Below are 25,689 nucleotides of genomic sequence, written 5' to 3' on the forward strand. Positions count from 1 at the left end.
CCATTAGCTCAGTTGGTAGAGCATCTGACTTTTAATCAGAGGGTCGAAGGTTCGAATCCTTCATGGCTCACCATTTTCGCGGAAGTAGTTCAGTGGTAGAATACAACCTTGCCAAGGTTGGGGTCGCGGGTTCGAATCCCGTCTTCCGCTTTATTACTACGGGGCCTTAGCTCAGCTGGGAGAGCGCCTGCCTTGCACGCAGGAGGTCAGCGGTTCGATCCCGCTAGGCTCCATATAAATAGGGAAAGCTTACATCAAATGATGTAAGCTTTTTTTGTGCTTAAATTTCACATAAAAAGACAACTTTTGTATATGTTGTTTAAAATGAAAGAAGAGCATAAATAAGGGGAGATAATTATGAAAGTTGTTGTTGCATCTGATTCATATAAAGAAAGTTTGAAAGCTATGGAGGTATGTGAAGCTATTGAAAGAGGTTTTGCAGCAGTTTTTCCTAAAGCAGAGTACGTTAAAGTGCCAATTGGAGATGGAGGTGAAGGAACGGTCGAATCTCTTGTTGGTGCTACAATGGGGGAAATTATATCACTTAATGTGACAGGGCCGCTTGGAGAGAGCGTGCAAGCCTTTTATGGTATGTCTAAAGATAAGAAGACAGCATTTATTGAAATGGCAGCAGCATCAGGATTACAACACGTACCAATTGAAAAGAGAAACCCACTTATTACAACGACAAAAGGGACAGGAGAACTTATATTACATGCATTAGATCAAGGAGCGAAACACATTATTTTAGGGCTTGGAGGAAGTGCTACAAATGATGGTGGGGCTGGTATGCTATCTGCTTTAGGCGCAAGGTTTATAAACAGGAAAGGTGAAGTAATAGAACCCTCTGGAGGGACATTACATTTGATTACTACTGTTGACCTTTCTAGGATGGATTCACGTCTAAAGGATCTAAAGTTAGAAGCGGCGTGTGATGTAGATAACCCTTTAGTCGGAGCTAGCGGGGCATCTTTTGTATTTGCGAGACAAAAGGGTGCAAATGTAGAGATGATGAAAGAGCTAGATGAGAATTTAAAACATTATGCTAATATACTTAAACAACATGTGTCTTTAGATGTATCTGAAATACCAGGGGCGGGGGCAGCTGGAGGAATGGGAGCAGCTGTCGTTGCAGTTCTAAAGGGGCAGTTAAGAAAAGGAATTGAAATTGTATTAGATTATACAAATTTTGATAAGTGTATAGAGGGCGCCGATCTGATTGTAACTGGTGAGGGAAGAATAGATGAACAAACAGCGTATGGAAAAGCTCCTGTTGGTGTCGCGAAGCGGGCGAAATGTCGTCATATTCCTGTAATTGCTATTGGTGGATCTGTATCCTCGAATTATACGACTGTTTACGAAAAGGGAATTGATGCAGTATTTAGTATTACAGCGAGTCCAATGACATTAGAAGAAGCATATAAAAGGGCAGAAGAGAATATCGAAATGACAGCAAGAAATATTGCAGCAGTGTGGAAATTAGCATCAGAAAAACACTTCTAAATGTAGAAGTGTTTTATAATTCATTTATTTGATGATATTTTGCATAATCCTGAGTGATGATGGGGAAAAGTGCGGATAAAAATATTAGCTGATAGAAAAGTCAGTTGTTTCATAAAGTTAACTTTATACATAGAATAGTCTTAAAATTTAGGTTTCAATGAAAGTACAAGTGAATATATTGTATATCCATGCAGAAAAATGTCGAGTTGAGTCAGACTATATAAAAGATTTAAAATATTTAGGAAGGCATAAAAGGGGGATACTATCTATGAAAAAAGAAATCTCAGTTATTGGAGTTCCAATGGATTTAGGACAGATGCGTCGCGGGGTTGATATGGGACCAAGCGCGATCCGTTATGCAGGGGTAATTGAAAGAATTGAACAAATTGGATATGACGTTAAAGATTTGGGCGATATATGTATTGAGAGAGAAAAAGAAGTAGATGAAAATACAAAATTAAGAAACCTTACACAAGTTGCAACTGTATGTAATGAATTAGCGAGTAAGGTTGATCATATTATAGAAGAAGGTCGTTTTCCACTTGTATTAGGCGGTGACCATAGTATTGCTATCGGTACGCTAGCTGGTGTAGCGAAACATTATAAAAATTTAGGTGTTATTTGGTATGATGCACATGGTGATTTAAATACAGAAGAGACTTCACCATCTGGAAATATTCACGGTATGTCACTTGCTGCAAGTTTAGGCTATGGACATCCGATGCTTGTAGACTTATATGAAGCATATCCAAAGGTGAAGAAAGAGAACGTTGTAATTATCGGTGCACGTGCATTGGATGAAGGAGAAAAAGACTTTATTCGCGATGAAGGCATTAAAGTATTCTCAATGCATGAAATCGATCGTATGGGTATGACGGCTGTTATGGAAGAAACAATTGCGTATTTATCTCATACGGATGGCGTTCATTTATCATTAGATCTAGATGGGCTTGATCCTCATGACGCACCAGGAGTTGGAACACCTGTAATTGGTGGTCTATCTTATCGTGAAAGCCACTTAGCGATGGAGATGTTAGCAGAAGCTGATATTGTTACATCTGCTGAGTTTGTTGAAGTAAATACAATTTTAGATGAGAGAAACAGAACAGCAACAACAGCGGTTGCTTTAATGGGTTCTTTATTCGGTGAAAAACTGAAATAAATGTAAGAAAAGCAACTGTGAAGTTGCTTTTTTTATTGGAAAATAGGCGTATAATAATGACTAATATTATACTGTAGGGTAAGAAAGTTTGACATCTTACCAATTTAAGCTAAAGGGGGCGTTTGTAATTGTCGTTTGTTTCATGTATGGTATAATTAACTAGTTGTTGGAAATACATACAGATAGAGCATAAAATAATATTTCAATATATGGATAGAATTGCTCGTAAGTAGGAGGAAGGGTTAGCATGCCTTTTGAAGATACGACCATTTTGAAATATCTTAGTACGGTATTAGATATTGCCGTTGTATGGTTTATTATATATAAGCTAATTCTTATAATCCGAGGGACGAAAGCTGTTCAACTTTTAAAAGGGATTACGGTTATTATTGTCGTTCGGATGATTAGTATTTTCCTTGGATTGCATACGCTATATTGGCTAACGGAACAAGTATTAACGTGGGGATTTTTAGCCGTTATTATTATCTTCCAGCCAGAATTGCGAAGAGCACTTGAGCAGCTAGGACGCGGAAGTTTATTTTCGCGTGTTGGAACTCAGGAGGATGATGAACCTGAAATTGTTGCAACATCGATAGCAAAAGCAACGGAATATATGGGAAAACGTAGAATTGGTGCATTAATTACGTTGTCAAAAGAGACCGGAATGGGTGATTATGTGGAAACGGGTATTCCGTTAAATGCAAATGTATCATCGGAGTTACTCATTAATATTTTCATTCCAAATACGCCTCTTCACGACGGAGCCGTAATTATGCAAGGAAGTACAATTAAAGCAGCGGCTTGTTATCTTCCGTTATCAGAAAGCCCCTTTATTTCTAAGGAGTTAGGAACAAGGCATCGCGCTGCAATGGGAGTTAGTGAAGTCACTGATAGTATTACAGTAGTTGTATCTGAAGAAACGGGCCAAATTTCTTTAACGAAAAACGGTAAGTTGCATCGTGATTTGAAGACAGAACAACTAAAGGATATGTTATTAGCAGAATTTAGTGGGAACGAAAAAACGACTTCTTCGTCTTTATGGAATTGGAGGAGAAAGCGTCATGGATAAGTTAATGGAGAATCATTGGTTTTTAAAAGGAATCTCATTACTATTGGCGTGTATGCTTTTTATGTCCGCAACTTTAACTGAAAAAAATACGACGTCGGGTATATTACCTTTCGCAAATGATACGAAAGAAACATTAACTAATCATGCTATTAACCTTAAGTATGATGAAGAGAAATATATTGTAAGTGGTATTCCGGCAGAGGGCGTTAAGGTGAAGTTAGAAGGCCCAAAAGCAGCAGTTGCTACAGCAAAAGCAAAAAAACAATTTGATATAACGGTTGATTTGCGAGATAGTCCAAAAGGGACTTATGAAGTTTCTTTGAAAACGAACGGGCTTCCAGATGATGTAAAAGGAACAGTTCAGCCATCAACAATTAAAGTTACTCTTCATGAAAAAGCGAGAAAATATGTTCATGTAGACTTAAAATTATCAAATGAGGATCAAATGTCAGCGGGTGCTACTCTCGAAAAATCAAACATTAAACCTGATACTGTTGAGGTAGTTGGGACGAAAGAAGAAATCGAAAGTATTTCATCTGCTAAGGCATATATCGACTTAAAAGGCGTGAATAAAACTGTTACAAAAACAGCAGACGTTACATTGTACAATAAAGAAGGAAAACGTTTAAATGTAAAAACGAGTCCATCTAAAATAAGTGTAACGGTGAATGTAGCGACACAACCTACAGCAAATAACGTCGAAAAAACAGTTCCTTTAACATATTCGAAAAAAGGGAATTTACCAGAGGGTTTAGCTGTTACAAATATTAATGTTGAACCAAAAGAGGTAACGATAGCAGGTCCAAAAGACATTTTGGATAATATACAATCTATAGAGGGGGTCGAGGTAGATCTTAGTCAATTGACGGATTCTACAACATTCGATGCCTCTGTTTTATTGCCAAAAGGTGTGACAAGTGCAAAACCAAATCAAGTGAAGGTTTCTGTAGGAGTACAAAAGGTAAAACAAACGAAAAGTAAAACTATAGATGGTATCCCAATTCAAAAAAATGGCATTCCGAATGATGTTACTGCTCAGCTACTTTCGCCACAAGATGGAAAGATAAGCGTTGATATTTCAGGAGAAGCAAGTATAGTAGATAAAATAACAGCTGCTCAAATAACAGCTGCGATTAATCTGCAAAATGTATCTCCGGGGACGAAGGATGTTTCTATTCAAGTGAGCGGTCCTGGTAATATTTCGATAGAACCAAAACAAAAAAGTGCTAAAGTCACAATTGTGAAGAAAGAAAAACCAGATAAAGAAGTACAGGGTAATATCGAACAACCAGATCCAGCAAACAATAAAGAAAACCAAACTGAAAAACCAAAAAATCCTGAACCGGATCCAGAAAAGGATCAGGAAAAAGATAAAGAAAAAGAAAAAGAAAAAGAAAAAGACAAAGAAAATGGGCAAGAAACGAGCCAAGAACCAACAGTAGATAATCAAAAAGAGCACGAAAAAGGAGCGAATAATAATGGGTAAATATTTTGGTACAGACGGAGTACGCGGGGTTGCAAATAAGGAATTAACACCTGAATTAGCATTCAAAATTGGACGTTTTGGTGGCTATGTATTAACAAAAGATACAGATCGTCCAAAAGTAATTATTGGCCGTGATACACGTGTATCTGGACATATGTTAGAAGGAGCTTTAGTAGCAGGTCTATTATCAACTGGAGCAGAAGTAATGCGTCTTGGTGTTATTTCTACACCAGGTGTGGCTTATTTAACAAAAGCTTTAGATGCACAAGCGGGTGTTATGATTTCTGCATCTCATAATCCAGTACAAGATAATGGAATTAAGTTCTTCGGTTCAGATGGTTTTAAATTAACAGATGAGCAAGAAGCTGAAATTGAAGCATTATTAGACAAAGAAGTTGACGAGTTACCACGTCCAACAGGTACTAACCTTGGGCAAGTGAGTGATTACTTTGAAGGTGGACAAAAGTATTTACAATACATTAAACAAACTGTAGAGGAAGATTTCTCTGGTTTACATATTGCCTTAGATTGCGCACACGGTGCGACTTCTTCTTTAGCTCCATACTTATTTGCAGACTTAGAAGCTGATATTTCAACGATGGGAACTTCTCCAAACGGTATGAATATTAACGAGGGCGTAGGATCTACACATCCAGAAGTCTTAGCTGAATTAGTAAAAGAAAAAGGTGCCGATATCGGACTTGCTTTTGATGGTGATGGCGACCGTTTAATCGCGGTAGATGAAAAAGGAAACATCGTTGATGGCGATCAAATTATGTTTATTTGTGCGAAGTATATGAAAGAAACTGGTCAATTGAAACATAATACAGTTGTTTCAACAGTTATGAGTAACTTAGGCTTCTACAAAGCACTTGAAGCAAACAATATTACAAGTAATAAAACAGCAGTTGGTGACCGCTACGTAATGGAAGAAATGAAACGTGGTGGATATAACCTGGGCGGAGAACAATCAGGTCACATTATCTTACTTGATTACATTACAACTGGTGATGGAATGTTAAGCGCACTTCAACTTGTAAACATCATGAAAATGACGAAAAAGCCATTATCTGAGCTTGCAGGCGAGATGACAAAATTCCCACAATTACTAGTAAACGTTCGTGTAACAGATAAAAAACTAGCATTAGAAAATGAGAAAATTAAAGAAATTATTCGTGTTGTAGAGGAAGAAATGAACGGAGACGGTCGTATTCTTGTTCGTCCATCTGGAACAGAACCACTTATTCGTGTAATGGCAGAAGCACCGACACAAGAAGTTTGTGATGCTTATGTGCACCGTATTGTAGAAGTTGTGAAAGCGGAAGTTGGAGCTGAATAATTTACCGAATTTGTTTTAAAAGGAGCACAAGAAGTGCTCCTTTTTCATATGTTTTATAGACAATGAAAAAAAATTCATTGACGGTTTATATTGTTTGTTATAAGATTGTCTTGTTCTTTTTCTCAAAGTAAATATTGTAAATTATAAAAGCGCCAGAACTACAAGTAGTGTAGTTGACGAGGTGGAGTTTATCGAGATTTCGGCGGATGACTCCCGGTTGTTCATCACAACCGCAAACTTTTACTTAAAACATTAAGGTGACTTAGTGGACAAAGGTGAAAGTGTGATGAGAGAAAAGGAACGGATGAAAACTAGCTGTATAAGTGTATACGGACTTAAACCCAATTGAGAGGAAGGTGAAAGCCGTTACAAGCTTACAGGGCTAGCAATATGTAATCCGTTTTTTTAATATAAATAAATGGTATCGGACTATGTCGTTACATGTTCGCAAAGCAGTGTAAGCATTTGTAACGGCGACTAAACATGTGTGGAATCGTAGGATTTATTGGAGAGCAAGATGCAAAGGAAATTTTATTAAAAGGTTTAGAAAAACTAGAATATCGTGGATATGATTCAGCAGGTATTGCAGTACAAGCAGAGAACGGTGTTGTTGTATACAAAGAAAAAGGCCGTATTGCAAAACTTCGCGAGATCGTAGATGAGAACGTAGCAGCAAGTGTGGGAATCGGTCATACACGCTGGGCTACACACGGTGTTCCAAGTAAGTTAAACGCGCATCCGCATCAAAGTACATCAAAACGTTTTACACTAGTTCATAACGGTGTAATTGAAAACTATGAGTTAGTGAAAAAGGAATATTTACAAGATGTAACGTTCGTAAGTGAAACGGATACAGAAATTATCGTACAGCTTATGGAACAACAAGTGAGCACAGGATTAAGTGTAGAAGAAGCGTTCCGTAATACGCTATCTCTTTTACATGGTTCTTATGCAATCGGACTACTTGATGCTGAAAATCCAAACATGATTTATGTTGCTAAAAACAAAAGCCCGCTATTAGTAGGTGTTGGTGACAACTTTAATGTTGTGGCGAGCGACGCTATGGCGATGTTACAAGTTACAGATCAATTTATCGAGTTAATGGATAAAGAAATCGTAATCGTAACAAAAGAAAACATTACAATTAAAAACTTACAAGGTGAAACGATTGAACGTGCACCTTATACAGCGGAATTAGACGCAAGTGATATTGAAAAAGGAACGTATCCTCACTTCATGCTAAAAGAAATCGATGAGCAACCACTTGTAATCCGTAATATTATTCAAAAGTACCAAGGTGAAAATGGCGAGATTGAACTGGATTCAGATATCCGTAATGCAATCTTAGATAGTGATCGTATTTATATCATTGCATGTGGAACAAGTTATCATGCAGGTCTTGTTGGAAAGCAATTCATTGAGAAATTTGCGAAAGTACCGGTTGAAGTACACGTAGCAAGTGAATTCTCTTACAACATGCCATTATTAACAGAAAGACCATTCTTCATTTACATCTCACAAAGTGGTGAAACAGCTGATAGCCGTGCAGTACTTGTGCAAACAAATGAAATGGGTCATAGAGCATTAACAATTACAAACGTACCTGGATCTACGCTTTCTCGTGAAGCTGATTATACACTTCCGCTATATGCTGGACCAGAAATTGCAGTTGCATCGACGAAAGCATACACAGCACAGCTTGCAGTGCTTTCAATCTTAGCGGCTGACATTGCACAAGCAAAAGGTGGAGTTCTTGATTTCGATTTAACACACGAATTAGGACTTGTAGCAAATGCAATGGTAGTACTTTGTGATCAAAAAGAAGAGATGGACGCATTAGCAAAACAATTTTTAGCAACAACGCGTAACTGCTTCTTCATCGGACGTAGCGTAGACTTCTTCGTAGGTTTAGAAGGTGCGTTAAAACTAAAAGAAATCTCTTACATCCAAGCAGAAGGATTTGCTGGAGGAGAATTAAAACACGGTACAATTGCCTTAATCGAAAACGGTACACCAGTTATCGCACTTGCTACACAAGAGCACGTTAACCTTGGGATTCGTGGTAACGTGAAAGAAGTAGTAGCACGCGGAGCTAACCCATGTATCATCTCAATGAAAGGCTTAGAAATGGAAGGTGACAGCTTCGTATTACCAGCTGTACACGAAGCACTAGCACCGCTAGTAGCAGTTATTCCATTACAACTTATCTCATACTACGCAGCGCTTCACCGCGAGTGTGACGTTGATAAGCCACGTAACTTAGCTAAGTCTGTTACTGTTGAGTAGGAAATTGGTAGAGTAACTAGATTATTGTAAATTTAAAATAAAGTCGCGACGTTTATAAAAAAGTTGTGAAGCTTTGCCCCTTTGGATATGATTATCTAAAGGGGCATTTTTGTGTCGAAAAAAAGAACATCTAATATCGATAAGTGGATTAAAGAGGGCAAGGAACTGGCAGTGGGAGAAATTATCAGCCTTGTCTTGAAATTCAAGACGATTCCTCATTAGATCGGTCAGTAGGATTAAAAAGTATAAAAACCGGCAGACAACATGAGTTTTTATCGGATTTGGGACGGAATTACTTTTATTTAACTGAATTTTCTGTTGTTATTTCGGGTATTCGTTGATGGAAAAAAACCACTGATTAGAGTTTCACTTTATTGAACAAATTAGATTACTAGACATTACGAGGGGGATTATTAATGAAGGTGAAAGAAAAAACATATTTAAGTATAGAAGAGATTATTTCATTACCAACCCTATCAAATACAAACATAAGTGATGATGGGAAAAGCGTAGCATTTGTTAAGAAGACAGTTAACTGGAAAGACAATACATATAGGAATCATATATGGATATATGAAAAAGATAAGGAGCAGAGTTATCCATTAACAACTGGGGATATAGATAGTATACACCCATTATGGTCCCCAGATTCTAGGGATATCGCATACCTTAGCCCAGTTGGTGACGGGGATAATAAGAAAAATCAAATCTTTGTTAAGTCAATAGATGGTTATAGTGAGTTACAAATTACTGATGAGAAAGAAGGGGTCAGTAATTTTAAATGGGAGCCTAATGGCAAAGGCTTTTATTATGTGGCACAGTCAAAAGAATCTGAGGTGATAAAGAAACGGAAGGAACTATATGGGGATTTCCAACATATAGGTAAGGAGTACAAGAATAATTGTTTATATTACATTGAAGTAGAAAAAGTGATACAAAATGATAAAGAGGAACACGAAAATAATGGTGTTTATCAACTAACTAATGGGAAGGATTTTCATATCCACGGATTTGATATTTCAAATGATGGGAAAAAGGTTGTATTTATGGCTACACCAAGCCCAAATGATTATATGAATGGTGATCTATACATATTAGATATTGAAGCTGGAGAACTACAAAAGATGAATATAGATAAGTTGTTGGGAGGGAGCGTTTGCTTTTCTCCTGAAGGCAGCAAAATATGTTACTCAGTAAGCATAAGGGAGAAGGGGTACTATAAGACTCATATACAAGACAGTACATTAGAGATATATGATATTAATAATGGAGAACTAATTCGACCTTTACTAGATTTTGATAGTACGGCTATGCCATTACAGTGGACAGCTAAAGGGATTTTAATTAGATGGCAGGATAAAACTAATTATCTTATTGGGTTGCTATCTGAGGATGGCACTGTAGAAATGTTAAGTGAAAAAGTAGATGGCTTTATAATGGATGCTTCTATAACAAGGGATGGAAATCGTATATCCTATAATAAAGCTATAACAAATGAAACCTTTGAAATCTATTTAGACGATAAAAAAATAACGAATGAAAATAGCTTTTTCGAAGGAAAGCTTAAAAGTAACAGAGAGATAATCTCATGGAAAAGTAGCGATGGTCTTGAAATAGAGGGTGTTTTATCAACTCCAGTAGAGTTTGATGCAAGTAAAAAATATCCCTTATTGGTAGTAATCCATGGTGGCCCGTCTTGGGCATCCTTCCCAATATTTTCAGATTGTTTTAATGAAAAATATCCTATTGAGCAGTTTATCGAAAAAGGCTTTATAGTTTTAGAGCCGAACTATAGGGGAAGTTCTGGTTATGGTAATGAATTCTTAAAAGCAAACTATAGAAAACAGGGAATTGCTGACTACGATGATGTTATATCTGGAGTGGATAAACTAGTTGATCAAGGGATTGTAGATAAGGATAGAGTAGGGGTTATGGGATGGAGCAACGGGGGATATATATCAGCTTTCTGTTCTACGTATAGTAGTAGATTTAAAGCTATTTCAGTTGGAGGTGGAATTACTAATTGGAGTACCCATTATGTAAATACAGATATCCCTTACTTTATTAGAATGCATCTAGGAAATACACCATGGAATGATCCTGAGATATATACGAAAACATCACCAATGACGTATATTAAATCAGCCTGTACGCCTACCTTAATTCAACATGGCGAAAAGGATGTAAGAATTCCAACTCTAAACGCCTATGAGCTATATCAAGGATTAAGGGATATGGAAGTTGATACAGAATTAATTATATTTAAAGGAATGGCATATAGTTCTGACCAGCCAGGAATTAATGCGGCTATTATGAAGCAGAATTTGATGTGGTTTTCACACTATATTCTTGGGGAAAGTATGGAAGGTTTTAGGGTTTTATAATGGATATCCCCACAGGATACATAAGGATGAAACAGTCTTCATAAGGAAGGCTGTTTTCATATTTAGCTTGTGATTGTAGCTCTTGCCTCTGGTTTATCTGCAAGTATACATATTATTAGATTTTCAGATAGCCTAACTTATAACGTTTATATAAATATAAATTACTTCTATAGATAAATTTGTATTATATCGAATTGTGAATAGTTTAGGTGGTTTATTGTATATCAAAAAACCGAAATCTGATTATAGATTTCGGTTTTGTTTTATCCCGCTATTTGTGGGCAGTAAAACTCCCACCTCAAAATTCGGTTGGAGCAAAGAAGTTAGGTGGGGGATAAACTGCTCGTAAAAGCCCGATTGGTTCAACTAATAATCAGTGGGGGAAGAACAAAACCCCCCACTGATTAAAGTTTCACTTTATGTGAGAAAATGATCGTGTTTCTTATTAGCTTATATTTAAAAGATGAACTGTTCTTATGCAGTTTTACTTAATTTATATGCTTCGCGGTTATTTTTTTTGAAAAGTTTTGGGAAAACATAACCATCTAATCCAATACGTCCAGCATTCTGTCCTGCAACTAAAATGAACATAGTTAAAATAAGTAGGTTTGGGTTTACACTAACAGTTCCGCTTAATAAAAATGAAAGGTTCATTATGATGCCGAAAAATGCAGCTGTTTTTGTTAATCCACCTAAAATCAAACCTAGCCCTACTAAAATTTCTCCCCATTGAACTAAAAAGCTAAATAGGTCTGCGTTTGGAAGAACAAAATGTTGAAGGAAATCTGCCCACCAGCCTTGTACTGCAGGGTGGTCACCTGATGCTTGAGCGATAGCTCCTTTTAGAAAACCACTTGCGTCAAAAGATTGTCCAACAACTTTTCCTATTCCGGCAGCAAGCCACGCATATCCTATGTAAAGTCGTAAAAATAATAATATGAAAGTAGCACGTTTATCAGTTCTTAAAAAATTGATAACCATTGAAATCCCTCCAATGTATTGTATTTACATGTTTATTATATATCCATTGTGAATAAAAATTATGATTTTTCATTTGTACATAAAGTATTTGGAAATTTATTTTTTAGAGGATGAACAATAAACGTGGGATGGGAGCTCTCCACTAAAATAGATAGCTCCCATAGTAAACAGATTAATGTACGTTCTTTTAACTATCTACTATTAGTTTATCTTTTCTTTTCCTTATTATTTCTCCGGTTTTATATAAGGAACCACTTGTGCAGTAACCCCTACAGAAGCACCGCGAATAAAGTCTTGGTTTTCTAACGCCTTAAAGTTTTCCGTTCTCCCAGTTAGCATAACACCTAAAATTTTCACTTGATCAAAGGGTTTGTTTTTGTTTGATTTTAAAAACTTCTGGATATCTTCGTCATGTCCATCGTCATCGTATTGTTTAAGTGAATCAAGGAACTCTTTGTACGCTTCTTCAGGGGACTTGTCTGGGTTGAATCCGTAAACCGGCATACCAGCAGGCCCTTTACTTTCATCTCGAATTGGCGATGTCATATATATCCATACAATGTTTAAGTTGTCTGGAATTTTTTCTTTAATTTCTTGTAATGTGTAGGGCTGATTGAAAGAGATAGCAACTTCCGCAACATAGTTGTTCATTTGTGAAACTTCGCCTAATTCATTTTGGATACCATCATGATATTCTTTAATAGCTGGATTATAAAATGTCGCGAATTTATTTTTAGTTTGTTTATCGTACTCATAGAACTCTGTATCGGACCAATAAAAGCCGGGCGTTAATTCATTGGTATCAATGTTGGTACGGAGCCAACCATAGGAACTTGTTAATGTGTTCCATGGGACTACATAACCATTAATATTTTTAGAACGATTTGATATAATATTGCCGCCAAACATGGATGAATTACTCGTTACTTGAGAATCAATTTGCACATTCGGTTCTGCAATTGCGTTATGTAAAAAGAGATGTTCGTGAAGTTTCGTAGAACTTTTCGCCGCGAAGTAATTACCGATCTTATAAATTATAGGGATAAGTATTATTACGACGATAATAGAAGTAATAATGGTTTTGAGTAATTGCTTACGTTTCGCTTTTTTTAACGCATCTTTTAAAGAAGTGTCCATTAAGTTTTCCCTCCTACTGTAAAATGAATTGTTTTACGTGCGCGATGTAATTTTTGTTTGACACTGTTTACTTGAATATCTAATATTAGAGCGATTTCTTCATATGTAAAATCGTAATAATATTTTAAAAAGAAGGCCTCTTTATATTCTAGTTTTATATCTTTTAATAAATAGAAAATCTCATCTTTATTTAAAACGACATCCAATTCACGGTCTGTATATTGTAGTTTTGAATAAATCTCCTCAGTTAAGCAGATGTTTTGCTGTTCTTTTTTTCTCTTTAAGTCAATGTATTCATTTAATGCGACTCTGAAAAACCATGGACGTATGTTATCCTCGGTTAAGCTATCTAGCAATGTGTATACTTTATAGAAAGTATTTTGGATGATGTCTTCTGCATCTTCTTTTATAGCCCCTTTCACTAGTAATAGCTTAAACACTTCCTCCCCTAAATTGATAAGATAGGAGGTTAATATATTTTCTTTTCCCATCATTTTTCCTCCCTACACTTATACAACGGATAGGTAATCATAAATGTATACACTTAAATTAAAGTTTTGTTCTTGATACAAATAGAAAAGGCATATAACAATCATATGTTATATGCCTTTTCTATTATATAAGTAGTAATTTATTTAGGTAATGCAAATTTAGCTTTTTTACCTTGTGAAATATCTTTTGCTTCTTTATTTCTCATAGGTCCTAATTCAATCTCAAAGTTTTTGTCTTTCCAAATTTTTTCATACTGTTCTTGATCTAAAATATATACTTGCAGTAACTCTCCAGATGTTCCTGTTTTGACTGAAGCGTTATAGTCGTAATTTAATAGCATACCTTCGCTAATTGTATATTGTGAACCATCATTAACTCTCAATGTAGAGCTTATAGGAGATAGTGCAACGTCTTGCGTATCTTTGTTATCAAGTTTGAATTTTACTGTTAATAGAACAATACCATTCTTGAAATTTGCAAATCGCGGAGCCTCGACTGAATTTGGTGTGAATTGAGCGAATTGATATCCATCTAATGTAACATTGACAGCACCTAATTCTTGACTGTTATTAATACCGGATTGTTCTTTTAGCATTTTTTTATCGCCCATGTTATTAGCAGTTACTTTATCTTGGTAGAAAGTTTTATTTGCTGCAACCTTTTCAGCGCCTTGTTTGTTTAAACTTAATGAAAAGTTTCCAGGGCTTCCAATTGGGGCATCAAATTTTCCTTTATTAGCTTGTGCAGTTGGGACTGAGACAGAGACTGTTGAGAGACTTAAAATTTTTGCTAGATCATCTTTTCCAAATGGATAAGCGATATAACCAGAAATTGTTTCTCCTGCTTTTACTAAATAATCATTTGTTGGAGCGAGCTTAGTTGGTAGCTGATCTTCTGTTGGAATTAAATCTCTATAGTTACTATATGCTTTTTGAGCACCAGTAAATGACATGTCCAATGTTGGCATATAATAAAGATCTTTAGCTGAACTATTTTTTACGCTATAGTTCACAAGAATAACTCCGCCCTCTGTTTGACGATTAAATGGAATGTTAAAGTCCGTATGGAATCCATTTAATTCAACTAATGTATAACTATTCATTGATACTGAAATATCTTCAGCTTTATGGACTTGTGGTTCCTTATTTTCAAAAAGAACTTTTGTTTTACCACCTGTTTCTTTTTCCATATAAGAAATCAGCTTGGAATAATCGCTGGAACTAGTGGCTGTATTTTCGGTCTTTTTATCTTCAGTCTTTTTATCTTCGGATTTTTTTTCTTCAGTTTTATTTTCTTTCGTTGTATCCGTTTTTTCTGTTTTGCTTTCTTTCGTTACATCTTCTTTTTGTTCTTTATTTGTCGTATCACTTTGACCACAGCCAGTTATTACAAAAGCTGCTACGATTAGTGTAGAAAATAAAGAAAGTAATTTTTTTGACATATTTCTTCCCCCTATTTGTTTAAAACCAGTTGAGTCTGTATAATCAGACCCTTTATACCTCTCACATTAGCCCCACGTTTTATTATAAGAAAGTGAACCAGTATTCGCCAGCTTTTTTCCGATTGTTTTTATTATTTTGATATCTTAATGATTATTTTTAATAGAAACATAGTTAAAGCTTATATAGGTAATTACAATATTTTTCCGCCAAAAGAGAGAGAAGATTATCTTTTCTATTTTAAATATTTAATCTTTTTGTTAGAGTAAATAATAGAGATATATTGAAAGGGGATAAAGACTAGATATGTGGATGAACTTTTAATGATTAGAAAGTGGATAGAGGAAATTTTCTCTCATTAATGAGGGTTTATTTAGCTATCTGTAAATCATTCAAGGACTGCGTATTTAGCTTGTACATCCCTTTTGTAAGAATAGATGCCTATGTGGGGAAAGTTTATATCTCTTATATAAAATATGCGTCCTTTAACTTTGGAGGAGTATAGTATGAATCAATTAAAAAGTAAAGTAGCAGTTGTTACGGGTGTTAGTCGTCTAGATGGCATTGGAGCAGCGATTTGTAAAGAATTAGCTGAAGCAGGATACGATATATTTTTTACGTACTGGACGAATTACGATAAAGAGATGCCTTGGGGCGTTGAACCAAACGAACAAATACAATTAAAAGAAGAGCTAATAAAGAACGGTATTGAAGTATCAAGTATGGAGTTAGATTTAACTCGGAATGATGCGCCGGAACAACTTATAAATAAAGTTACTGAACAAATGGGGTACCCTGATATATTAATTAATAACGCAGCGTACTCTACGAATAATGATTTCTCCAATTTGACTGCTGAAGAGTTAGATAAACATTACATGGTAAATGTTCGCGGCACTACATTATTAAGTAGTAAGTTTGCTCAAGGATTTGATAAAAAATCTGGCGGTAGAATTGTTAATATTACTTCGGGGTAATTTAAAGGGCCTATGGCTGGAGAACTAGCGTATGCAACAACGAAGGGAGCTATTGATGCTCTCACTAGTACGTTATCAGCATTAGGGATAACGGTTAATGCGATTAATCCAGGTCCAACTAATACGGGATGGATGACAGAAGAGATAAAGTGCGGGTTAACACCGATGTTTCCTTTTGGAAGAATTGGTGAACCAAAGGATGCAGCAAGGCTTATTAAGTTTTTAGTGAGCGAAGAAGCCGGATGGATTACAGGGCAAGTTATTCATTCAGAAGGTGGATTTAAGAGATAAATTTATAAATAAAAAGAAGGTATCTCATTTCAGTGAGATACCTTCTTTTTAATCTTTCTTCAATCTTCGTGCTATACCATTCCCTAATGACTGTAATCCTTGAACGAGAATGATTAAAATAAAGACTGTTGCATACATTACTTCAGGTTCGTAGCGTAAATGTCCGAATCGATATGCGAGATCACCGAGGCCTCCAGCACCTACAAGTCCAGCCATTGCTGTTGCACCGATTAAGCCAATTGTTGCGATTGTTAATCCAAGTACGAGAGACGGACGAGCTTCTTTAACCATAACGTGCCAAATGATTTTTATAGTAGAGACTCCCATTGCTTGATATGCTTCAATGACACCGCGATCCACTTCTAATAAAGCAGTTTCCATTAAACGTGCAATATAAGGGGCTGTAAATACGACAAGTGGTACGATAACACCTTGCACGCCAATGGACGTTCCCATTAGAAACTTTGTGAAAGGTAAAATAAAGAATAATAGAATGATAAATGGAAGAGAGCGGATGACATTAATAATTGTATTAAGAATAGGATAGATAATTTTATTTTCTCGCTGTCCACCAGGTCTCGTTAAAACAAGTGTGACACCAAGTGGTAATGCAATAAGAATAGAGATAAGTAGTGAAATAGATGTCATTTGAAATGTTTGAATTGTTGCTTCCCATATTACGTTACCCCACTCATCCAAAAAGGACTTGTTTCCCATAATCTGTTCTACCTCCTTCTACGATGATCCCTTGTTCTTGTAAAAATGATAAGGCACGGTGTACTTCATTTTTTTCACCTTGCATATGAACGGTCAGTTTCCCATATGCTTCATGTTTTAACTGCGTAATATTTCCTGATAAAATATTCGGATATACTTGAAAACGTTTTGTAGCGATAGCTAACGCTGGTTCTCCTGAAGCGGTTCCTATAAATGAAAGTGTTACGATTTCCCCGGTGCTTTGTAACTCTTTCTGTACCTCTTCTGGAATTTTAGCTGCAAATGCGCTATTTACAAATTTCTTCGTTGTTACATGTTGTGGATTTGTAAAAATGTCCTTCACCGTTCCACTTTCAACGACAGATCCATATTCCATTACAGCAACTCGGTCACAAATACGCTGGATGACATTCATTTCATGTGTAATTAGTAAAATCGTGATCCCGATTTCTTCATTAATTTTTAATAACAAATCAAGAATAGAATCGGTCGTTTCCGGATCTAATGCGCTCGTTGCTTCATCACTTAATAAAACTTCAGGCTCATGAGATAGTGCACGAGCAATTGCTACACGTTGCTTTTGACCACCAGATAATTCGCTTGGATATGCATCTTTTCTATTAAAAAGATCAACAATACGTAAATACTTTTCTACCCTTTTTTCAATTTCATTTTTGGAGAGACCAGATAGACGTAAGGGTAGAGCGATGTTTTCATAAACGGTAACGGTTTTAAGTAAATTGAATCCTTGAAAAATCATGCCGATCTTTTGTCTTGCTTTTGCGAGTTCTTTTGTCGATAAGGTTGTTAAATCTTGTTCATTTACAATGATATTTCCTGTCGTTGGTTTTTCTAATAAATTTACACAACGAATTAATGTACTTTTGCCAGCGCCACTATATCCGATGATTCCAAATACTTCGCCCTTTTTTACTTTAAGGGAAGTTGATTTAAGAGCCTCAACATTCCCTTTTTTTGTTGTAAATACTTTGGAGACGTTTTTTAATTCAATCATTATAGTCAGCTCCTACCAAGACGGTAAAACAGAACCATCGAATTTTTTCTCAATGAAATCTTTTACTTCTTTAGATTGATAAGCTTTCTTTAATTTATTAACAACAGCATCATCTTTATTTTCAGTACGAACAACGACCCAGTTCACATATGGTGAATCTTTTCCTTCGCGGAAAATAGAATCTTTCGCGGGGCTTAATTTTGCACCTAATGCAAAGTTTGTATTAATTGCAGCTGCCTTTACTTCACTTAGCTGCGTTGGTAATTGAGATGCCTCTAATTCAACAATCTTTAAATTTTTCGGATTTTCAATTACATCTTTTGCAGTCGCTTTTTCTGTAGCTTTTGGATCAACTTTTAAAACTCCTGCTTTTTCAAATAGCTTTAAAGCACGAAGCTCATTTGTTGGATCATTTGGGACAGCGATTGCATCGCCCTCTTTTAATTCTTTTACATCTTTTAAACTTTTAGAATATACACCCATAGGGAATGTTACTGTTGAAAATACTTCAGTTAATTTCATGTTGCGTTCGGCTTTAAATACATCTAAATAAGATTTAGTTTGATAGCTATTTACATCGAGGCTTTTTTCATCTAAAGATACGTTTGGCGCTACATAATCATTAAATACCTTTACATCAATTTCGAGACCATCTTTTGCTGCAACTTCTTTCACCTTTTCAAAAATTTGTTCATGCGGTCCACCTGTTACACCAACGGTAATCTTTTTCTCATCTAATGCTTTTACCTCTTTATCAGAATTAGCACCACATGCACCTAACAATAATACAGCTCCACTTACAATACTTAATAATACCTTTTTCATCTATAATTCCCCCTTAATATACGTTCCAAAATAAAAAGCACCTCTCAAAAATAAGAGAGGTGCCGAATAGACGAAATAGGTTCCTCTCTTATCTTCCAAAACGAAAATCGTTCTGCAGGAATTAGCACCTTAGCTTATACGTTATAAGCTCGGTTGCCGGGCATCATCGGGCCAGTCCCTCCGCCACTCTTGATAAGAGTATGTGTATGTAGTTTTTAAATATGGTACTAATAGTAAATCTTACAAAAAGAATTGTCAATGTTATTTTCTGAATATATTTTATTTTAAGGTAATGGAAACATTTCCTTTTTTATGTCCGGTCTCTACGTACGTATGAGCTTTTGAAATTTCTTCTAACGGGTAAGTTTTATCGATAACGGGCTTTAATTTTTCTTCTTCCGTTAGCATTTTTAGTAGAAGCATATCTTCTTTGCTTACTTTTGCCATCGTTCCATTGACTGACACGTATTTACCGTTAGCTGTTAATGCTTTCTTACAATAGGATTTTTTAATTTTTCCAACTGCATCAAATATAATATCGTAGCGTTCATCTCGCTTTGTAAAATCTTCTTTAGTATAATCAATTACTTTATCAGCCCCTAAAGATTGCACTAGTTCAAAATTTGAATTGCTACAAACAGCCGTAACGGTTGCGCCGAAATATTTAGCGAGTTGTACGGCAGCTGTTCCCACGGATCCAGATGCGCCGTATATGAGCACTTGTTGCCCTCTTTTTATACGGGCCTTTCTTAGGAAGTGTAATGCCGAAGTTCCGCCAAAGGGAATAACTGCGGCTTCTTCATACATCACATTGGTAGGTTTCAATGCTATTAATCCACTTTCATGTACACATGTATATTCTGCATAACCACCAACATTAAGCTCTGTTAATGCAAAAACTTGGTCTCCTTTTTTAAATAGAGTTACATCCGTTCCTGCTTCTTCGATTTCACCGGATAATTCTACGCCGAGTATAGGTTTTCTAGGTTTGCTGAAACCTAATATAATTCGCATAGGAATCCAAAATAATAGGGGGCTAGAAAAGCTCCGCATTCTACAATCTCCAGTTGTTACACTTGTTGCATGAATCTTAACTAATACTTCATTCTTTTTAGGAGTAGGTTTCTTTACATTTTGAAGCTTGAGAACGTTAGGTGGCCCGTATTTTGTGCAAATAATTGCTTTCATAGCAACCTCCTGAATAAAGTTATTTTCCTCTACATCATATTTAAATTTTTTTAAAATCATGCTTATGGTTTCATTTCATAATAAGTAAAAGAAGGATAGTTCTTTTTTACAGTGTAGTATTTTCCTTTTAAGAAAGTAGGTACAATAAGAATAGAGAGAAGTACTAGTGAGATTAGAATTTCAAACGAGGAGAGTGCCATTTGAAAAAAAGAAAAATAGCGGTTGTAATTGTAGCATATACAGTGTTGCTCGCGACTTCTATATATACATACAAAGAGCAACTGGACCATCCTATTATGAGTGATGTAGGAAAGTTGCTTCCAACGAAAATTAAACGTGTTGAAAATGCTGAGGATGAAAGTTCATTAAAACAGTTAGTGCAAGATGCAAATGTTTCTGGAGAGAAGATTTCTATTGCAGGTATGCAACATAGCCAAGGCGGGCAGACGTATTATCCGAACGGTACAATGCTTGATATGAAAGGGTATAATGAAATATTAGAATTCGATCCGGAGAAGAAGAGGATTAGGGTACAAAGTGGTGTCACATGGAGTGACATTCAAAAGAAAATCAATCCATATGGTCTTGCAGTTCAAGTGATGCAATCTCAAAATATTTTTACTGTTGGTGGTTCATTAAGTGTAAATGTGCATGGGCGTGATATTCGTCATGAAGCATTGATTGATACAGTAGAGTCGTTCAGATTGTTAATGGCAGATGGTACGGTACGTAATGTAAGTAGAGAAGAAAATGCGGACTTGTTTCCGTATGTAATTGGGGGATACGGATTGTTTGGTGTAATTTTAGATGTGACGCTAAAGTTAACTAATGATGAATTATATGAAACGCATACGAGGGTACTAGACTATAAGGAATATTCTTCGTATTTTAAGGAGAAGGTGAAGAAGGCTGAGAATATACGTATGCATTTAGCGCGTATTTCTGTTGCACCAAAGTCGTTCTTGAAAGAAATGTATGTGACGGATTATGTATTGGCGGAAGATCAACAGAAGCTGGGAGAATACAGCGAATTAAAGGAAGAAAATATTATAGCCGCACCGAAGTTTTTGCTTGGATTATCGCGTTATAGTGATTGGGGAAAGAATGCATTTTGGGATATACAAAGAAGTTATTTTGAACGTACAGATGGTAAGTATGAAACTCGAAATAATGTAATGAGATCTGATAGTGCTTTTATGGAATATGATAATCCGAACTTGACCGAAGTTTTACAAGAGTACTTTGTACCAATAGATAGTTTTGCAGAGTATATAGATGATTTACGAAGTGTTTTAAATGAAGAGGAATTAAACCTTCTTAACATTACAATCCGCTATGTAGAAAAGAATGAGAATGCGGTGCTATCTTATGCGAAAGATGATATGTTTGCGCTTGTATTTTTAATTAATCAAGGGCGTTCTGAGGATGAAATAAAGAAAACAAAAGTGGTCATTCAAAAGATGATTGATGTTACTTTAAAGCATAATGGAAGTTATTATTTACCGTATTATTCTTATCCGGCAAAGGAGCAACTAAAGAAAGCATATCCTCGCATAGAAGAATTCCTTCAGAAGAAGAAGGAAGTAGACCCAGAGGAACGATTTGTGAATTTATTTTATAAGGAGTATAGCAAATGACATATAGAAGATTTGTAGCGTCACAAAGCATAATTATGATGGCGGGAAGTATGGTATTTCCTTTTTACATTCTATTGCTTCGAAATGTTGGTAATAGCTTCTCACAATTTGGCTGGGCGTACGGCTTATTTGCCTTAACTTCAGCTCTAGTATATCCGTTAGTTGGAAGAATCTCTGATAGGGTAGGTGATAGAAAGTTATTAATTATATACGCCTGGTCCATGGCTATATTAATGCTTTGTTTTCCTATTGCAACAGAGGTTTGGCATGTATACATTCTCCAAATTTTAATGGGTATTTTAGGTGCTGTGCAGCGCAATACGGAGAAGACATCGTTAGCACGAAAGGTAGTGCATAAGGAAGCTGGTTACGAAATTGGGAAATACCATGTATGGACATCGATTGGTGGCGGGGTAGCTATAATTGCAACTGGTTACCTAGTGGATTTCTTTACGATAGGGACTATTTTTTACATTGCTTCAGTTTTATATGTAGTGAGTGGAATTGTATTAAGTAGCAAAAAAATATAATCATACCCATTTTTACCTGATTACCCTTTATTTGTTATACTTATGGAGAAGACAAAAGAAAAGGGGACATTGCCTTTGATGAAATTTATAGTTTTAGCTATTCTCACTTTGTTTTTGATTCCATGGACTAGAAGCGGTAATAAAATTCGCGCGGTGGATAAAGGAGGAAATGAGAAAGTTGTAAAGGGTAAGAAATCATCTATTTTAGTTATTCCTGTTTTATTTTGGATAGGTATTGTAATCTATGAATATTTCTGGCTAATTGATGATCGAGCAGATTCTATTCTTACTCATTATTCTGTTGCAGTAGCGATTTTAATTGGGCTTGTTTTATTCTCACAAGAGCAGGTAGGGAAATTAGAAGGTACATTAAAAGGAATTCTAATGTTTGTTTTACTCGCAAGTTACGGCTATTTTGGTTATTTACACGATATAGTAATCTCGCAAAAGAAATATGATTCGGTCGTGAAGGTAGAGAAAGATATTTCAGAGCCATTTACTGAAAATGACCAACCGTTTACAGTTCCGCCTAAAACAGCGGAAAATAAAATGAAAAAGGTATTTGGTGATATTCCGAAAGTAGCTTATTTTGAGCTAGGGGAATTAACGCCACAAATGGTAAATGGTGAAGCCTTGTATGTAGCACCGATAGAAGTTTCGGGATTTTTTAAAGCACGTAAAGCGGAAACAATTCCAGGTTACGTAACAATGTCAGGTACAAATCCTGATGCGGAAGCGAAATTACATCTTGGATATAAAATGAAGTATGTACCAAGCATGTTTTTCGGTAATAAATTAGAACGTGTCGTTCGAAAAGCAGAGCCAGATTTAGTTTTTAAAGGGAAACCAAAATTTGAAGTTGATGATAAAGGAAAACCGTATTATACAATGACATACGGTGAGTTTATTTCAGGAAGATCAGGGTTTGAAGTAGAAGGCGTTGTCGTTGTTGATGCACAAACAGGTGATGTGAAACGATACGATAAAGGGAATGCACCCAAATTCGTTGATGGTGTATTAAATCATGAAACAGCATCTACGTTAAATACGTACTTCGGAAAATATATTCACGGATTTTGGAATACGAAATTCTCACAAACTGACATGAAGATTCCGACTGAGTGGGGGACGAAGGAAGGTGTTACGCCAATTTTCGGAAAGGATGGTAAACTGTATTACTTTACAGATTTCACTTCTCCGAAAGAAGGTGTAGATTCTGCCCTCGGCTACTCATTAGTTGATGCACGTACAGGAAAGTTGTATTACTATAACGGAAAAGAAGTGAAGGGAATTATGGACGGTTCGGCTGCTACAGAAGTAGTAGATAATTCCTTTAAGAGAGAGAAATGGCATGGAACAATGCCAGTTATTTATAACGTATACGGTAAACCTTCTTGGATTGTACCAGTTATTGATGACGGCGGATTAGTACGTGCTCATACTGTTATATATGCTTCTAATGCAAAAGTGTTTGCGTCAGGTTCGACGCAAAAAGAAGCACTTGAGAACTATAAAAATGCGCTAAGCGGAAGTGGTGATTCATTTAGACCGACTTCAAATGGGAAAGAGGCGCAAAAAGAAGGCACTGTACAACGTGTGTACAAAGAAAAATCAGGTGAAAATACGATTGTGTACGTACTATTAGAAAACGAGCAAAAAGTATTTATGGTACCAGCGAAGAAATTCCCATATGCAATGTTTACAGAAGTAGGAGATCCAATTCAAATCACATATTTAGACACAGGAGAAACGATGGCATCTGTATCTAAATTTGCAAATAGTAATTTGAAAAAGTAAAGCGATAGAGATTCTATCGCTTTTTTTACATTATTAAACAGGAAAATACAGTATACTTGACGTATATTTATGTTGTAACTATAATTGTTACGATTTGATATTTATATGAAAGGGTGAATGAAAAAAGTGAATGGAGTTAATCACGAAGTATATAAACCTGTAAAGACAAACAGGTTATGGATGATTCTTGTATTAGGGACACTTACGGCAATTGGGCCATTATCGATTGATATGTATTTGCCTTCTTTACCAAAATTAACGGATGATTTACAAACGGGGGCATCTCTTGCGCAGCTTACATTGACAGCTTGTTTACTTGGGCTTTCAGTGGGACAATTATTTGTAGGTTCAATTAGTGACATTTACGGAAGACGCAAACCTCTTATTATCGCTCTTATTATTTATGTTGCTTCTTCTTTACTTTGTGCTATTGCACCATCGATTTGGAGTTTAGTGCTTTTACGTTTCTTACAAGGTGCTTCAGGATCTGCTGGTATCGTTATATCACGTGCAATGGTACGTGATATGTATTCAGGTTCTGAAATGACGAAGTTTTTCTCACTGCTTATGCTAGTAAACGGAGCAGCACCTATTTTAGCACCGATTATTGGAGGGCAATTATTACAGTTCACATCATGGCGCGGCGTTTTTATCGTTCTTGGAGCAATTAGTATATTCATGCTAATATCAGCTACTTTCGTATTACGTGAAACATTACCTCCTGAAGAAAGAGAGACAGGTGGATTATCAGGAACGTTGGCAACATACGGAAAGCTTTTGAAAGATCGTTTATTTATGGGTTATGCATTGTCGCAAGGATTGGTAACGGCTGCAATGTTTGCTTATATTTCTGGTTCACCGTTCGTGTTGCAAAATATATACGGGGCATCACCACAACAGTTTAGTTTGTTCTTTGCAATTAACGGTATTGGTATTATTATTGCTAGCCAAGTTACTGGCCGCTTAGCGGGTAAAGTTAATGAGAAAACTTTATTTGTTACTGGTATTATTATTGCGGCTGTTGGCGGTCTATCGTTACTACTTACGATCGCACTTGGAATAGGGCTAATCGGTGTTTTATGCTCGCTATTCCTTGTTGTATCAAGTGTTGGGGTTGTATCAACAACGGGCTTCTCGTTAGCGATGAGAAATCAAAAACAAGCAGCAGGAACAGCATCAGCTTTATTAGGTTTATTACAGTTCATTTCAGGAGCACTTGTTGCACCGCTAGTAGGTATTGGTGGAAGTAATACAGCATTGCCTATGGGTGTTGTTATAGCTCTTTGTGAAATTGGTGCTGTACTATGTTATTTATTTATGGCAAGAAGAAGTGAGAAGCAGTTTGAACTGCAACAAAAACAAAATTTAGAGGCTTAATAAAAAAGAGCTGATTCAAACATTTCTTTGAATCAGCTCTTTTTTTCATTTCTTTGA

Annotated in this window: 19 protein-coding genes, 2 tRNA genes, 3 pseudogenes and 1 riboswitch; of the genes and pseudogenes, 16 read left to right on the top strand and 8 right to left on the bottom strand. The window is 36.0% G+C overall.

Annotated elements, in window-relative coordinates; genetic code table 11:
- The first annotated feature begins 78 nt into the window (after window positions 1-78).
- From JDS80_RS26405 to JDS80_RS26445, 11 genes and pseudogenes are all read left to right on the top strand, one after another.
- Window positions 79-150: transfer RNA gene (locus JDS80_RS26405), tRNA-Gly, on the top strand.
- Window positions 151-160: 10 nt separating this feature from the next.
- Window positions 161-233: transfer RNA gene (locus tag JDS80_RS26410), tRNA-Ala, on the top strand.
- 124 nt (window positions 234-357) lie between these two features.
- Entirely contained in the window at window positions 358-1,503 is a 1,146-nt protein-coding gene (locus JDS80_RS26415) for a glycerate kinase (protein WP_199640365.1), read from the top strand.
- A 268-nt stretch (window positions 1,504-1,771) separates the two neighbouring features.
- Complete coding sequence (gene rocF / locus JDS80_RS26420) at window positions 1,772-2,665, top strand: arginase (RefSeq protein WP_199640366.1); 894 nt, start codon at window positions 1,772-1,774, stop codon at window positions 2,663-2,665.
- A 247-nt stretch (window positions 2,666-2,912) separates the two neighbouring features.
- Window positions 2,913-3,734, top strand: coding sequence for a diadenylate cyclase CdaA (gene cdaA / locus JDS80_RS26425; protein WP_071744473.1), 822 nt, complete (start codon window positions 2,913-2,915; stop codon window positions 3,732-3,734).
- Window positions 3,727-5,220: a CdaR family protein gene (locus JDS80_RS26430; RefSeq protein WP_199640367.1), complete on the top strand. Its 1,494-nt coding sequence runs from the start codon at window positions 3,727-3,729 to the stop codon at window positions 5,218-5,220. The genes cdaA and JDS80_RS26430 overlap by 8 nt, the downstream gene beginning before the upstream one ends.
- On the top strand, window positions 5,213-6,559 hold the full coding sequence (glmM, locus tag JDS80_RS26435) for a phosphoglucosamine mutase (protein WP_199640368.1): 1,347 nt from the start codon (window positions 5,213-5,215) through the stop codon (window positions 6,557-6,559). Before JDS80_RS26430 ends, glmM begins: the two co-directional genes overlap by 8 nt.
- 286 nt (window positions 6,560-6,845) lie before the next feature.
- Window positions 6,846-7,030 (top strand): annotated as a pseudogene (locus tag JDS80_RS32415) (hypothetical protein).
- Window positions 7,031-7,042: 12 nt separating this feature from the next.
- Complete coding sequence (gene glmS / locus JDS80_RS26440; RefSeq protein WP_199640369.1) at window positions 7,043-8,845, top strand: glutamine--fructose-6-phosphate transaminase (isomerizing); 1,803 nt, start codon at window positions 7,043-7,045, stop codon at window positions 8,843-8,845.
- 111 nt (window positions 8,846-8,956) lie between these two features.
- Window positions 8,957-9,183 (top strand): annotated as a pseudogene (locus JDS80_RS32155) (TnsA endonuclease N-terminal domain-containing protein); the annotation flags it as partial.
- Window positions 9,184-9,261: 78 nt separating this feature from the next.
- Entirely contained in the window at window positions 9,262-11,229 is a 1,968-nt protein-coding gene (locus JDS80_RS26445) for a S9 family peptidase (protein ID WP_199640370.1), read from the top strand.
- A 474-nt stretch (window positions 11,230-11,703) separates the two neighbouring features.
- Here the strand turns inward: JDS80_RS26445 and JDS80_RS26450 are convergent, their stop codons facing one another.
- The 4 genes from JDS80_RS26450 to JDS80_RS26465 form a co-directional block, all read right to left on the bottom strand.
- The gene (locus JDS80_RS26450; protein WP_199640371.1) at window positions 11,704-12,210 is read right to left on the bottom strand and encodes a DoxX family membrane protein; all 507 of its coding nucleotides are present in this window, start codon (window positions 12,208-12,210) and stop codon (window positions 11,704-11,706) included.
- Window positions 12,211-12,435: 225 nt separating this feature from the next.
- Complete coding sequence (locus JDS80_RS26455) at window positions 12,436-13,347, bottom strand: sigma factor regulator N-terminal domain-containing protein (RefSeq protein WP_199640372.1); 912 nt, start codon at window positions 13,345-13,347, stop codon at window positions 12,436-12,438.
- Complete coding sequence (locus JDS80_RS26460; protein WP_199640373.1) at window positions 13,347-13,838, bottom strand: RNA polymerase sigma factor; 492 nt, start codon at window positions 13,836-13,838, stop codon at window positions 13,347-13,349. The genes JDS80_RS26455 and JDS80_RS26460 overlap by 1 nt, the downstream gene beginning before the upstream one ends.
- A gap of 140 nt (window positions 13,839-13,978) precedes the next feature.
- Window positions 13,979-15,280, bottom strand: a complete 1,302-nt coding sequence (locus tag JDS80_RS26465) for a DUF5068 domain-containing protein (RefSeq protein WP_199640374.1) — start codon at window positions 15,278-15,280, stop codon at window positions 13,979-13,981.
- 474 nt (window positions 15,281-15,754) lie between these two features.
- On the opposite strand from JDS80_RS26465, the pseudogene JDS80_RS26470 reads away from it, so the two are divergent.
- A pseudogene (locus JDS80_RS26470) lies at window positions 15,755-16,546 on the top strand (SDR family oxidoreductase).
- 48 nt (window positions 16,547-16,594) lie between these two features.
- Here JDS80_RS26470 and JDS80_RS26475 read toward each other — a convergent pair.
- The 4 genes from JDS80_RS26475 to JDS80_RS26490 form a co-directional block, all read right to left on the bottom strand.
- Entirely contained in the window at window positions 16,595-17,263 is a 669-nt protein-coding gene (locus JDS80_RS26475) for a methionine ABC transporter permease (RefSeq protein ID WP_128853274.1), read from the bottom strand.
- On the bottom strand, window positions 17,238-18,278 hold the full coding sequence (locus JDS80_RS26480; protein ID WP_199640375.1) for a methionine ABC transporter ATP-binding protein: 1,041 nt from the start codon (window positions 18,276-18,278) through the stop codon (window positions 17,238-17,240). Before JDS80_RS26480 ends, JDS80_RS26475 begins: the two co-directional genes overlap by 26 nt.
- Before the next feature lie 12 nt (window positions 18,279-18,290).
- Window positions 18,291-19,103: a MetQ/NlpA family ABC transporter substrate-binding protein gene (locus JDS80_RS26485; protein WP_000756967.1), complete on the bottom strand. Its 813-nt coding sequence runs from the start codon at window positions 19,101-19,103 to the stop codon at window positions 18,291-18,293.
- 85 nt (window positions 19,104-19,188) lie between these two features.
- Window positions 19,189-19,302: riboswitch (SAM riboswitch) on the bottom strand.
- Window positions 19,303-19,382: 80 nt separating this feature from the next.
- Complete coding sequence (locus tag JDS80_RS26490) at window positions 19,383-20,291, bottom strand: NAD(P)-dependent alcohol dehydrogenase (protein WP_199640376.1); 909 nt, start codon at window positions 20,289-20,291, stop codon at window positions 19,383-19,385.
- A gap of 200 nt (window positions 20,292-20,491) precedes the next feature.
- On the opposite strand from JDS80_RS26490, the gene JDS80_RS26495 reads away from it, so the two are divergent.
- From JDS80_RS26495 to JDS80_RS26510, 4 genes are all read left to right on the top strand, one after another.
- Window positions 20,492-21,928: an FAD-binding oxidoreductase gene (locus JDS80_RS26495; RefSeq protein WP_199640377.1), complete on the top strand. Its 1,437-nt coding sequence runs from the start codon at window positions 20,492-20,494 to the stop codon at window positions 21,926-21,928.
- Window positions 21,925-22,458: an MFS transporter gene (locus JDS80_RS26500; RefSeq protein WP_199640378.1), complete on the top strand. Its 534-nt coding sequence runs from the start codon at window positions 21,925-21,927 to the stop codon at window positions 22,456-22,458. Before JDS80_RS26495 ends, JDS80_RS26500 begins: the two co-directional genes overlap by 4 nt.
- Before the next feature lie 78 nt (window positions 22,459-22,536).
- Entirely contained in the window at window positions 22,537-24,255 is a 1,719-nt protein-coding gene (locus JDS80_RS26505) for a DUF3981 domain-containing protein (protein WP_199640387.1), read from the top strand.
- 117 nt (window positions 24,256-24,372) lie between these two features.
- The gene (locus JDS80_RS26510; RefSeq protein ID WP_199640379.1) at window positions 24,373-25,632 is read left to right on the top strand and encodes a multidrug effflux MFS transporter; all 1,260 of its coding nucleotides are present in this window, start codon (window positions 24,373-24,375) and stop codon (window positions 25,630-25,632) included.
- Window positions 25,633-25,689 lie beyond the last annotated feature (57 nt).

This window comes from Bacillus cereus group sp. N8 (assembly GCF_016483685.1).
GTDB classification, from domain to species: domain Bacteria; phylum Bacillota; class Bacilli; order Bacillales; family Bacillaceae_G; genus Bacillus_A; species Bacillus_A proteolyticus.